The sequence below is a fragment of the uncultured Ilumatobacter sp. genome, from assembly GCF_963980585.1.
In the GTDB taxonomy this organism is placed as follows: Bacteria; Actinomycetota; Acidimicrobiia; order Acidimicrobiales; family Ilumatobacteraceae; genus Ilumatobacter_A.
Map to the genome: position 1 here is coordinate 1 of NZ_CAXCAM010000001.1, position 12,416 is coordinate 12,416.

Annotated in this window: 12 protein-coding genes; 5 read left to right on the plus strand and 7 right to left on the minus strand. The window is 64.3% G+C overall.

All coding sequences use genetic code 11. From position 1 onward, the window contains the following. Positions 1-753 (plus strand): amidohydrolase family protein (locus tag ACH2DW_RS00005; RefSeq protein ID WP_394927646.1); only part of this gene is annotated, 753 nt, incomplete at its 5' end. Between the two features lie 21 nt (positions 754-774). Here ACH2DW_RS00005 and ACH2DW_RS00010 read toward each other — a convergent pair. The 4 genes from ACH2DW_RS00010 to nadA are packed head-to-tail and all read right to left on the minus strand — an operon-like array spanning position 775 to position 5,408. Continuing rightward, complete coding sequence (locus tag ACH2DW_RS00010) at positions 775-1,713, minus strand: FKBP-type peptidyl-prolyl cis-trans isomerase (protein ID WP_394927647.1); 939 nt, start codon at positions 1,711-1,713, stop codon at positions 775-777. A gap of 59 nt (positions 1,714-1,772) precedes the next feature. Then, positions 1,773-2,684, minus strand: coding sequence for a carboxylating nicotinate-nucleotide diphosphorylase (nadC, locus tag ACH2DW_RS00015; protein ID WP_394927648.1), 912 nt, complete (start codon positions 2,682-2,684; stop codon positions 1,773-1,775). A gap of 19 nt (positions 2,685-2,703) precedes the next feature. Then, positions 2,704-4,395 carry an L-aspartate oxidase gene (locus ACH2DW_RS00020; RefSeq protein WP_394927649.1) on the minus strand — a complete coding sequence of 564 codons (1,692 nt, stop codon included), beginning with the start codon at positions 4,393-4,395 and terminating at the stop codon, positions 2,704-2,706. Positions 4,396-4,412: 17 nt separating this feature from the next. After that, positions 4,413-5,408: a quinolinate synthase NadA gene (gene nadA, locus ACH2DW_RS00025; RefSeq protein ID WP_394927650.1), complete on the minus strand. Its 996-nt coding sequence runs from the start codon at positions 5,406-5,408 to the stop codon at positions 4,413-4,415. Between the two features lie 131 nt (positions 5,409-5,539). On the opposite strand from nadA, the gene ACH2DW_RS00030 reads away from it, so the two are divergent. Beyond that, positions 5,540-5,956, plus strand: a complete 417-nt coding sequence (locus ACH2DW_RS00030) for a DoxX family protein (RefSeq protein WP_394927651.1) — start codon at positions 5,540-5,542, stop codon at positions 5,954-5,956. Positions 5,957-5,963: 7 nt separating this feature from the next. Here the strand turns inward: ACH2DW_RS00030 and ACH2DW_RS00035 are convergent, their stop codons facing one another. Further along, positions 5,964-6,626: an IclR family transcriptional regulator gene (locus ACH2DW_RS00035; RefSeq protein WP_394927652.1), complete on the minus strand. Its 663-nt coding sequence runs from the start codon at positions 6,624-6,626 to the stop codon at positions 5,964-5,966. A gap of 64 nt (positions 6,627-6,690) precedes the next feature. Between ACH2DW_RS00035 and leuC the strand changes: the two genes are divergently transcribed. The 3 genes from leuC to ACH2DW_RS00050 all read left to right on the plus strand — a co-directional run bounded on the left by leuC (position 6,691) and on the right by ACH2DW_RS00050 (position 9,923). Next, the gene (leuC, locus tag ACH2DW_RS00040; protein ID WP_394927653.1) at positions 6,691-8,097 is read left to right on the plus strand and encodes a 3-isopropylmalate dehydratase large subunit; all 1,407 of its coding nucleotides are present in this window, start codon (positions 6,691-6,693) and stop codon (positions 8,095-8,097) included. Then, positions 8,094-8,678: a 3-isopropylmalate dehydratase small subunit gene (leuD, locus tag ACH2DW_RS00045; RefSeq protein ID WP_394927654.1), complete on the plus strand. Its 585-nt coding sequence runs from the start codon at positions 8,094-8,096 to the stop codon at positions 8,676-8,678. The genes leuC and leuD overlap by 4 nt, the downstream gene beginning before the upstream one ends. 114 nt (positions 8,679-8,792) lie before the next feature. Next, positions 8,793-9,923 carry a serine hydrolase domain-containing protein gene (locus ACH2DW_RS00050; protein ID WP_394927655.1) on the plus strand — a complete coding sequence of 377 codons (1,131 nt, stop codon included), beginning with the start codon at positions 8,793-8,795 and terminating at the stop codon, positions 9,921-9,923. Between the two features lie 9 nt (positions 9,924-9,932). Here the strand turns inward: ACH2DW_RS00050 and ACH2DW_RS00055 are convergent, their stop codons facing one another. Next, positions 9,933-10,940, minus strand: a complete 1,008-nt coding sequence (locus ACH2DW_RS00055) for an NADP-dependent oxidoreductase (RefSeq protein WP_394927656.1) — start codon at positions 10,938-10,940, stop codon at positions 9,933-9,935. A 51-nt stretch (positions 10,941-10,991) separates the two neighbouring features. Then, positions 10,992-12,413 carry a M20/M25/M40 family metallo-hydrolase gene (locus ACH2DW_RS00060; protein ID WP_394927657.1) on the minus strand — a complete coding sequence of 474 codons (1,422 nt, stop codon included), beginning with the start codon at positions 12,411-12,413 and terminating at the stop codon, positions 10,992-10,994. Positions 12,414-12,416: the final 3 nt, after the last annotated feature.

The following is a 12,416-nucleotide window of genomic DNA, read 5'->3' on the forward strand; positions in this document are numbered from 1 at the left end:
GATGAGCATCCGGGTCGGCCGCACAACATCGTCGACGGGCCCGAGGAGATGCGCAAGAAGGTCCGCGAACTGATCAGAGCGGGCGCTGACGTGATCAAGGTGTGCACATCGGGCGGTGTGATCTCGACGCGAGACGATCCTCAGCATGCGCACTTCATGGCGGACGAACTCGATGTGCTTGTTGCGGAGGCCACGGCTGCAGGTCGTTTCGTGATGGCTCACGCTCAGGCGACCGATGGGATCAAGAACGCCATTCGAGCCGGGATTCGATCTATCGAGCACGGGATCTATCTCGATGACGAGGCGATTCAGATGATGCTCGATGCCGGCACGTATCTCGTCCCCACTCTGATCGCACCGCTCGGCGTGCTCGAGGCAGCGGACCGCGGCGTCGAGCTTCCCGCCGTCATTCTCGACAAGTGCCGTGCTGTGATCGACGTCCATCACGAGTCGATCCGCAAGGCCATCGACGCGGGCGTCAACATCGCGATGGGGACCGATTCTGGCGTCACCCCGCACGGCCAGAACCTGCGCGAACTCAGGGCGATGGCCGAACTCGGGATGTCACCAACTGCCGTCTTCGAGTCGTCGACGCGGGTCGCCGCCGAGCTGATGGGAGTGGATCGCGACCTTGGCACGCTCGAAGTCGGCAAGCTCGCCGACGCCGTCATGTTCAGTGGCACCGACCTCGACGTCAGCGATCTGCATCCCCGAGTCGAGCGTGTGTTTCAAGCCGGCGAACGCGTGGCCTGACGCTCAGTCAGTGTGAGCGTGTCAGTAGGCCCCGAGGAGGTCGACGACGATCACAACATCGGTGTCGGCCGGCAGTCCGATCGTCGGGTTGCCCTCGTCGCCGAAGGCGAGTGACGGCGGGGCGGTGATCGCTCGACGGCCACCGACATTCATGCCTGGCATGCCCTGGACCAGTGCCGGGAATCCGGTCGGGTCCATCGGAATCTGAATCGGCTCGTCTGTCCAGGTGCTGTCGAGTTGGGCACCATTGTCCGCTCGGAAGAGAACGAGATGGAACACCGCGGTCTGCCCTTCTTCGAGTACCGCGCCGTCGCCTTCGATGAGATCTTCGAAGGACAGTTCAGTGGCACCTTCGGATGCCTCCACGCCGGACTCGGTCGGTGCATCAGCAGGATCGGGCTGCTTGATAATGGACCGGACATCGATCACGAACGTCAGTGGTTCGTTCTCACGGATGACCTCACTCCGCGCTGCCTCGCCGTAGGCCAGGTCGCTCGGGATGTCGAGTTGAAGTTGTGCACCGGCTTGCACACCGATGAGTCCGTCGTTCCACCCGGCGATGACCTGTGCGTTGCCGAGCGGGCCAACGGCGAAGGGCGTTCCTCGGTCGTAGCTGTTGTCGAATTCCTCGCCATCGAGGCTGCGCACACCGATGTAGTCGACGATGACGGTGTCACCAAGTTCCGACTCGGGCCCGTCGCCTTCGGTCAACACGGTGACCTTGAGCTTCGTTGGCGCCTCTCCGGGAAAGGCGATGTCGGTCGGCTTATCGGGGCTCGTCGGCACGGGAGCCGACTCGATGCTGTCATCGGTGACGGCCTCGTCGGCAACCGCTGATGAGTCGACGACATCGTCGACTGAGTCTTCGACTGCGGTATCCGGAGCGGCTTCGGAATCCGAGCCGGCACACGCGGCACCGAGCAGGGAGAGGATGACAAGAATGGGAATCGTCCGACGCATGGCTGGCACGCTACTGGCGCGACTGCCAACGATTCGTTCACCCTCCCGGTGTGCAGATTTCAGAGGACTTCTTGCAGGTCGAGGCCGAAATCGAGCACGCGAGCCGAATGCGTCAGCTCACCGACGGCGATGAGATCGACGCCGGTCTCAGCGACCTGTCGAGCGGTGTCAACGGTGAGACCGCCACTCGCTTCGAGCCGAACATTTGGGTTCATCTCATTGCGGACACGCACGGCTTCGCGCATCTGATCCGGTGTGAAGTTGTCGATCAGCACATCGTCGGCTCCTGCGTCGATGGCAAGGCGCATGACGTCGACCGAGTCGACCTCGATCTGAACGGGGATGCTCGCTTCCAGGGCTTTGACGCGCGTGTACGCCTCGACGACCCCACCCGCGGCGGCGACATGGTTGTCCTTGACCAGGGCCATGTCCGACAAACCCATGCGATGATTCACACCCCCGCCACAGCGCACCGCGTACTTCTCGAGCGCTCGCAATCCGGGAGTGGTCTTGCGGGTGTCGCGAACTGAGGCCGAGGTGCCCTCGAGTGCATCTGCCCACTTCCGGGTCAGCGACGCCACGCCGGAAAGGTGACAGAGCAAGTTGAGCGCGGTTCGTTCCGCAGTGAGCATGAGCCGTGTCGGCGCTGTGACTGCGACCACCTTCGTGCCAGGCTCGACTCGCGATGCATCGCGGACGAGGTACTTGAGTTCACTTGCCGTGTCCCCGCAGACGGTCTCGACCACCGCAGCGACGACAGGCAAGCCCGCCACAACACCGGCCTCGCGTGCCCCGAAGGTCGCAATGCTGCGCTGCTCGGCCGGAATCGTGGCGGTCGAGGTCACGTCGATGCCGCCCATCAAATCCTCGGCGATCGCGTGGCGGATCAAGCCTGACAGCGCATCGGGATCGAGTCCGGCGTCGAGTAGGTGTCGTCGCGTGGTTTCCGACAGCGGATGGAAGACGAACATCGCGGCAGTGTACGACGGGTCAGGAACCGGTCAGGAACCCCGGGGGGGTTCCCGTGACGTCGATGGTTCCGGTCGCGTCGAGCGCCACGTCGAGATGCGTGCGCCACACGTCGCGTCGCTCGGGGAAGTCGGTGCGACGATGGCAGCCGCGGCTCTCGGTGCGGGCCTGTGCGGCGGCCACGATTGCTGTGGCGATGGTCAGCAGGTTGGTGCCCTCCCATGAACGCCGCGAGGGCTCTGCTGTGTCGTTGCCGGTGCCGAGAGTGTGAGCAATCGATCCGAGCGCGCCCGCCGCTGACGCCAGCGACTCGGCGCTGCGCAACACGCCAACGTGACGGGACATCACCGAGCGAACTTCGCGCAGCCGGGATGGATGCAGCAACGGAGCCGCCATCGGGTCGTTCGCAGCGGCCTGAATGTCGGGGTCGGGCCGCACAGCGTCAGGCAGTTCCCAAGCGAGATCGCGGCCGACTCTGGTCCCGGCGACGATCGACTCGGTCAAGCTGTTCGACGCCAGCCGGTTGGCGCCGTGGACGCCAGTGGCGGTGACCTCGCCCGCGGCGTAGAGGCCACGCAATGCCGTGCCACCGTCAAGGCCGGCGCGGAGACCGCCGCACGCGTAGTGCGCGGCCGGTGCGACAGGGATGCGATCGGTCGCCGGGTCGAGCCCAATCTCACGGCATGCGGCGGTGATTGACGGGAACCGCTCGTAGAAGCGCTCGCCCAGATGGGTGGCGTCGAGGTAAACGTGATCGTCGACACCGGCCGCGGCCTCGGCCATGCGCCGGCTGATCGCTGCAGCGACGACGTCACGCGGCGCGAGATCTTCTTGGGGGTGCACTCCCTCCATAATCCGTTCACCTGCGGCGTCATAGAGGATCGCCCCCTCCCCTCGAACTGCCTCGGACACCAATGCCTGCTGTCCGGTGGCATCTGCGCCACGCCACATCACTGTCGGGTGAAACTGGATGAACTCAATGTCGGTCACCGGCAGGCCTGCCCGGAGGGCCATCGCCACGCCGTCGCCGGTCACCGCTGGGGGGTTCGACGTGGAGGCAAACACTTGGCCGTACCCGCCGCAGGCCATCACCACCGCTCGGGCTGTGATCGTTCCGACCGATACCAGCGCTCCACTCTCGTTCGTTTGACCAATTCGGACGCCGACGACTTGGCGCTGTCCGTCAGCTGCCGTGCCCATCACCAGGTCGAGGGCAAACGCTCGGGCCATCACATCGACGCCTGCACCGAGCGCGGACTCGTCGAGTGTGCGTTGAACCTCGGCGCCCGACTGGTCTCCGCCTGAGTGCACGATTCGATTGTGACTGTGCCCACCTTCACGGGTCAGCGCAATATCGGTGCCACCGTGCTCGGGGTCGAACGCTGCACCGAGCCGCATCAGGTAGCGGATCGACTTCGGTGCTTCGGTGACGAGTTCGCGCACGACAGCCTCGTCGCAGAGACCCGCGCCTGCGGCGAGCGTGTCTCGGACGTGATTCTCGATCGTGTCCGACGGGTGGAGTACACCGGCCAAGCCACCTTGGGCCCATTGTGTCGATCCAGCTGACAGCACGTCTTTGGTCACGACGAGCACGCTGCGCACCGGGCGGCACGCGAGCGCCGCCGACAATCCGGCGGCTCCCGAACCGAGCACCACGACGTCAACATCGCGTTCCCATGTCGAGGCGGGCGCGGCAAGTCGGCGAGGCAGCATCAGATGATGTTCGCGATCTATTCGGCGGTCGGCGACGTTGTGCCGATGGCGATCATCCGCTCGACCGACATGCGCGCTTGATCGGCGATGTCGGGATCGACCGTGACCTCATCGGTCAGGGTCCGCAGGCAGTTGAGGAGCTTGGCAGGGGTGATCATCTTCATGTACTTGCACACCGCTGCGCGGTTGACCGCTTCGAACTCGACGTGAGGTGCCGCCTTCTGGAGTTGGTGGATCATGCCGGTCTCGGTGGCGACGAGGACCTTGCTTGCGGTGGTCTCGCGGGCAGCGGTGATCATCCCGCCGGTGGACAGGATCTTGGTCCTTTCCTCAGGCACAACGCCGGCCCCCACGAGGTAGAGGGCGCTGGTGGCGCAGCCGCACTCGGGGTGTACAAACAGTTCGGCATCGGGTTCGGCCTCGACGCGTTCCTTCAGATCGGCGCCGTTGATGCCGGCGTGCACATGGCACTCGCCCATCCAAATGTGCATGTTCTCGCGGCCGGTGATGCGCTGGACGTGGGCGCCGAGGAATTGATCGGGCCCGAACAACACCGGGGTGTCGGCGGGGATCGAGTTGACGACATCGACGGCGTTCGACGACGTGCAGCAGATGTCGGTCTCGGCTTTCACCGCCGCGGTGGTGTTGACGTAGCTGACAACGACGGCACCGGGATGTTCTGCCTTCCAGGCTCTGAGCTGGTCGGCGGTGATTGTCTCGGCGAGGCTGCATCCGGCACGTTCGTCGGGAATGAGGACCGTCTTGTCCATGCTGAGGATCTTGGCGGACTCGGCCATGAAGTGGACGCCGCAAAACACGATCTTCGATGCTTCGACTTCGGCGGCCACACGACTCAAGCCGAGCGAATCGCCGGTGTGATGCGCGATGTCTTGAATCTCGGGCAGCTGATAGTTGTGCGCCAGAATGACGGCGTCTTTTTCCTCGGCGAGCTGCAGCACCTGCTCACGCCAGTCGGAGGGAAGCAGTTCCACATTCGTTGCGGTGTCGGTCACGAGGCCCAGCGTAGGCCGCCCGACCGGCCACGTGATCAGTTCACCGGTTCGAAGGGGGTTGGGATTGCGGGCCGCGCCTCACCGCGCCTCGCCGCGCCCTGCTGCCCGCTCGTTCCCGGCAGACTGCGCTCATGAAGATGAACCCCGCCCCACCGTCGGCAATTGCAGCCGGCATCGTCTTCGCAGGTGCCGGCGTCGCCCACTTCGCGAAGCCCGACTTCTTCGAGGCGATCGTGCCTGACTGGTTTCCGGGCGCCGCGTTGGCCAACCGGGCAAGCGGAGCCGCCGAGCTGCTGCTTGGGCTCGGCATGTTCAACACCACGACACGGAAAATCTCCGCACTCGGATTGGTCGTGCTCACGATCGCCGTGTTCCCGGCGAACATCGATGCTGCGGTCAACAAGGTCGAGCCAAAACTGGTCGACGGCCGATTCACCCGGAGCGTTGGTACTGCAGCTGGCCCGGCCAACTGGGTCCGCCTCCCGATGCAGCTTCCGCTGCTCTGGTGGCTGTGGCGCGAATTCCGCAACGCAGCGCCTGCAGCTTGACGGAGCGCTACAGCCGGATCTCGCTCGCCGCGGCCACGACCATGGCTCCGAAGCGTTTGCCAGGCTGCTTGGTGAGACGCTCGACCGGCCCGCTCACCGACAGTGCACCGATGATGGCGCCGTCGGCGGTGTGAATCGGAGCGCTCACGGAGGCAACGCCGGCCTCGCGCTCACCGACGCTCTGCATCCAGCCATTGCGGGCCCGCTCCCCTTCGAGCAACCGGCCGGACGAGCCGACCTCAATCGGCAGCAAGGATCCCTCGGGAACAATCCACCGCAAACCATGCGCTGATTCGAGTGACAACACACAACGTCGCTGGTTGCCCTCCCGCACGAACACCTGAACGGCCTCACCAGTTGCATCGCGCAGCGCAGTAGCGACCGGTCGAGCAACGTCGACGAGCGGAAAACGATCGGCCGACAACTGTCCGAGGGCGACCAGACCATGACCGAGTTCGAAGCGGCCAGCAGCGTCACGCCGGAGCAGGCCGTGCGCTTCCAGGGCACTCGCCAGACGGTGTGCCGTGGCCCGGGGGAGGCCGGTCGAGGCCTGCAGCTGGGCGAGACCACACGGCGCATCGGAGACAGCTCGCATCACGACCATCGCCTTGTCGAGCACACCGACGCCAGTCACTGGCACGGGCGCAGCATTTTCCGATACCCTGTCCATATCTCAAGAACAGTATCTCACAATGTGGGATCCTGCAACCATCGAGGATCAACAGGAGTTTGCAATGGGGAAGACCTTGCCAGAAAAAGTGTGGGACCGCCATCTGGTCCACTCCACCGAGGGTGAGCCGGAACTGCTCTACATCGACCTCCACCTCGTCCACGAAGTCACCAGCCCGCAAGCGTTCGACGGGCTCCGGCTGAGCGGTCGAGGCGTGCGCCGACCCGACCTCACGATTGCGACCGAGGACCACAACGTCCCGACCGAGAACATCGACCAACCGATCGCTGACCCGATCTCCGCCAAGCAGATCGACACGTTGCGAGTCAACACCGCCGAGTTCGGCATCACGAACTTCCCCATGGGCGACCCCAACCAGGGCATCGTCCATGTCATCGGACCCGAGCAAGGTCGGACCATGCCGGGCATGACCATCGTGTGCGGCGACTCCCACACCGCAACGCACGGTGCGTTCGGTTCCATCGCCTTCGGCATCGGCACCAGCGAGGTCGAACACGTGCTTGCGACGCAGACACTCCCCCAAAGTCGCCCAAAGTGGATGTCGGTCACCGTCGATGGTGAACTCCAGCCCGGCGTCACGGCAAAGGACGTGATCCTCGCGATCCTCGGCGAGATCGGCACCAGCGGCGGCATCGGCCACATCATCGAGTACCGCGGATCGGCCATTCAGGCACTCTCGATGGAAGGCCGCATGACCGTCTGCAACATGTCGATCGAGGCCGGCGCCAAGGCCGGTCTCATCGCTCCTGACCAGACCACGTTCGACTACCTCGAGGGCCGCGCACAGGCACCGCAGGGCGCCAACTGGGATGCAGCCGTTGCCGACTGGAAGACCCTGTACACCGATGATGACGCCGTGTGGGACAAGGAAGTCGTGCTCGATGCCGCGCAGATCGCTCCGCACGTCTCGTGGGGCACCAACCCCGGCCAGGTCGCGTCCATCGACACACCGATTCCTTCACCAAGCGATTTCGACAGCGAGACCGCCCAGGAAACCGTGCAGCGAGCGCTCGACTACATGGGCCTCGAAGCTGGCCAAAGCATGCGCGACGTCAGCGTCGACACGGTGTTCATCGGTTCGTGCACCAACAGCCGGATCGAAGACCTCCGGGCCGCCGCCGCGGTGATGGAAGGCCGCCAGGTCACCGTGCCGCGCGTGATGATCGTTCCGGGCAGCCACAAGGTCAAAGACCAGGCGATCGAAGAAGGCCTCGACAAGATCTTCACTGCTGCTGGCGCCGACTGGCGCGAACCCGGGTGCTCGATGTGTCTCGCGATGAACCCCGACAAGCTCGCCCCCAAGGAGCGCGCCGCCTCGACAAGCAACCGCAACTTCGAGGGCCGCCAAGGCCCCGGTGGTCGAACTCATCTCGTCTCGCCGGCCGTCGCTGCGGCAACGGCGGTCAAGGGCACATTCTGTACGCCTGGCGATCTGGAGGCGACGTCATGAAGGCTGTGCAGGTCATCACCGGAACCGGTGTGCCATTGAAGCGGTCCGACGTCGACACCGACCAGATCATCCCCGCCGTGTGGTTGAAGCAGGTCGAACGCACCGGCTTCGAGAAGGGCCTCTTCTCTGCGTGGCGCGATCAGCAGGACTTCGTCCTCAACGACGAGCGTTATGCCGGCGCCAACATCCTGGTCGCGGGCCCCGCCTTCGGCGTCGGCTCTTCACGGGAACATGCGGTGTGGGCCATCCAGCAGTACGGCTTCGACGCTGTGATTGCGCCGAGCTTCTCAGACATCTTTCGCAACAACTGCACGAAGAACGGCCTCGTGCCGGTCGTGGTTCCTGAAGTAGTCGTCGAGGCGATCTGGGCCGCCATCGAGCACGACCCCCAGACGTCGATCGTCGTCGACATGGAGCAACGCAAGGTCGAAGTGCCCGCTGCAAACATCGACGAACGATTTCCGATGGATGACGCTACTCAGCACCGGTTCCTCAACGGCCTTGACGACATCGCCTTGACGATGACCCACGTCGACGAGATCACCAGCTTCGAGACGACCCGCCCCGCCTGGATGCGCTGAGACGACTTGGTGCCAGGCACCAACTCGTCTCAGCCTCGCTCGTCCACGCCCGTTCCAGATTCCAATGCCGCTGGCTGACTCGTCCTTGACCTGAGCCACTGGCGAGACTTCGGCATGGCCAAGATCTCTGGAACGTCGACCTCTGAATATGCGCGGCTCGGTGACTTGCTGAGCGAGACGCTCGACAGCGGCAAGGACGTCGGTGCGTCGGTGTCGGTCACCGTCGAGGGCGAGACCGTCGTGGATATTTGGGGCGGTTGGGCCGATGAGGCCCAGACCACGCCGTGGGGTCGCGACACGATCACCAATGTGTGGTCGACGACCAAGACAATGACGTTCCTGTCGACACTCGTGCTCGCTGAGCGGGGGTTGCTCGATTACCACGAGAAGGTCTCGACGTACTGGCCCGAGTTTGCCCAGAACGGCAAGGCCGACATTGAGGTCCGCCATCTGATGGGTCACACCTCGGGGGTGAGTGCCTGGGAGCAACCCGTGGCGGTCGAGGACATCTACGACTGGGAGAAGTCGACGGCGATGCTCGCCGCCCAGGCACCATGGTGGACGCCAGGCGAAGGCTCCGGCTACCACGCGCTCAACCAGGGCCACCTGCTCGGTGAGGTCATCCGCCGAATCGATGGTCGAATGCTCGGCCAGTTCTTCGCCGAGGAGATCGCCGGACCGCTCGACGCCGACTTCCACATCGGGCTCGACCCCAGCGAGTTCGATCGAGTGTCCAACGTGATCCCTCCGCCGGCGCTCGCAATCGATATGGCAACGATGGATCCTGACAGCGTGCTGATCAAGACCTTCACCGGCCCCGCACCGGATGCCACCGAGTCGTGGACGCCAGAGTGGCGCCAGGCAACGATCGGCGCGGCAAACGGCCACGGCAACGCTCGCTCGGTCGCGCGTATCCAAGCGATCGTTGCCAACGGCGGAACCGTCGACGGAGTCGAATTGTTGTCGCCCGACACGATCAAGATGATTTTCGAAGAGCAGGCCAACGGCGTCGACCAGGTCCTCGGCCTTCCGGTGCGCTTCGGGATGGGTTACGCCCTGCACTCCATCGCCGTCCCGTACCTCCCCGAAGGCAACTACGCCTACTGGGGCGGTTGGGGTGGCTCATCGATCATCGTCGACATCGATCGCAAGATCACCTTCGCCTACGTGATGAATCGAATGGACGAAGGACTACTCGGCGACACACGCGGCATCGACCTCGCGACCGAAGTGTTCAAGCACTAACCAAGAAACTCAAAATTCGACGACCATCTTGCCCGTGTTCGCCCCGGCGAGCAGACCGATGAACGCCGCTCCGGCATTCTCGATGCCGTGCATCACGGTCTCTTCGGACTTGATCGTGCCGTCGGCCAGCCATCCGCCGACTTCACGGATGAAGTCCGCGCGCATCTCGCCGTGGTCGCTGACGATGAAACCGCGGATGTTCAGACGTTTGCCGATCAAGAGCGTCAAGTTGCTCGGACCGGGCGCCGGTTCGGTGTTGTTGTACATCGAGATCGCACCACACATGGCAACTCGACCATGCATCTTGAGTGCGTGGATTGCCGCCTCGAGGTGGTCGCCGCCGACATTGTCAAAGTAGACGTCGATGCCGTCGGGCGCTGCAGCGAAGAGCTGCTTGGCGACCGGGCCCGACTTGTAGTTGAACGCTGCGTCATACCCAAGCTCATCGGTGAGCCAGGCGACCTTCTCGTCCGACCCGGCAGAGCCGACGACGTGTGATGCACCCTTCAACTTGGCGAGCTGGCCAACCAGTGAACCGACAGCACCGGCTGCGCCCGACACAAACACGGCTTCACCCTCCTGAAACGATGCGACGTCGAGGAGCCCCGCGTAGGCGGTCATGCCCGGCATCCCGAGCACACCGAGGTTCGCCGAGAGCGAGACCCCGTCGACCTGCGCAGCGGGTTGAGTCTGTGATGCAGGCATCACGGCAATCTCGCGCCAACCGAGGCCGTGGACGACGTGATCGCCAACGGCGATGTCGGGTGAGTTCGACTCGATGACTTCGCCGACGGCTCCACCGTCAAGCGGCTGGCCGATCTGGAACGGCGGAACGTACGACTTCACGTCATTCATCCGGCCCCGCATATAGGGGTCGACCGACATGAACCGATTAGCGACGACGATCTCGCCGTCCTGCGGCTCACGAACCTCGACTTCGACCACTTCAAAGTTCTCGGCAACGGGCGCGCCATGGGGGCGGGAAGCAAGATTGACGTGGCGTGAGGTACGAGTCATGGGCTGACGATACCGATACCAGCCGCTGACCGGCCCGGGCCCGGCTGCTGGTCAGCGAGTGGCGTGCGCGTTGAGCAGGTGGGCAACGGCCATCGTGAGCTTGCGAGCAGTCGGCACGTGCAGATATTCATTCGGGCCATGCGCGTTCGCATCCGGACCGAGCACCCCGGTGATGACGAACTGCGCCTCGGGGAACTTCTCACCGAGCATGCCCATGAATGGGATCGAGCCACCTTCACCGAAACTGCGCGCTGGTTGACCAAACGAGGCATTGGACGCTGCATCAAGGCCCACCTCAAGCCATGGCGCAGTTGCCGGAGCATTCCAACCCGGCGCAGCGTCAGTCTCGTGAAAGCGGACTCGCGCGCCGTACGGCGGGTCGGACTCAAGAGCTGCGATGATCGCTGCCAACGCGACATCCGGGTCCGCTGTCGGCGGGAGGCGGAACGACAGCTTCAGCGTGGTGGATGGCCGCAGCACATTGCCCGCTCGGGCTGCCGGCGGCAAGCCGTCGGCGCCGACCACGCTCAGCGTGCCACGCCATGTTCGAGCAAGCAGCTGTTCGGCAGGGTCGTCAGTGGTGGGACCCGCGCCATCAACGAATGGGTAGTGAGTCGCGATCGCGCCGATCTCCTCCGCCGTGGACTGCGCCTCGGCCAACCGCCCCGCAGGGACCTCGACCTGCAGTTCAGGAAGCAGCAACTCGCCGCTGCTCGAGTCTTCGATCCGTTCGAGGAGTTGCCGAGCAATGCGGAACGTGGACGGAATCATTCCCGAAGCGTCCCCCGAGTGCAGGCCCTCGGTGACAATGTCGACGGTGAGCTTGCCCATCACCATGCCGCGCAGCGAGGTGGTCACCCACATGCGGTCGTAGTCGATGCAACCCGAGTCAAGACACACAACCAGGCTGGGGGTGCCGATGGTGTCGGCGAGCGCGTCGATGTAGGCGGGAAGGTCGGGTGATCCCGATTCCTCGCTCGCTTCGATCAAGACCACGCAACGGGTGTGGACGCCTCCGGCGGCGTGCACCGCCTCAATGGCCGTCAGGCTGGCAAACGCCGCGTAACCATCGTCGGCACCACCGCGGCCGTACAGCCGATCGCCCTCCAGTACGGGCGTCCACGGGCCGAGGTCGTCACGCCACCCCTCCATCTCAGGCTGCTTGTCGAGGTGTCCGTACAGCAGCACGGTGTCATCTGCCGCTCCGCCGCCCGCTGGCGGTATTTCGATCACGATCATCGGGGTACGCCCCGGCAGCTCCATCACATCGAGCGTCATGCCCGGAATGGGCCGGTCGCGGCACCACCCGGCAATGAGGTCGACCGCCTCAGCCATGAATCCGTGTTCACGCCATTCCGGGTCAAAGTCGAGGGAGACATTCGGGATCGCGATGTAGTCGTGCAACACCGGCACGATGCCTTCCCAAGTGTTGTTCGCGTGATCCGTGACCGCTTCGGCATCCAAGGTCGTCATATT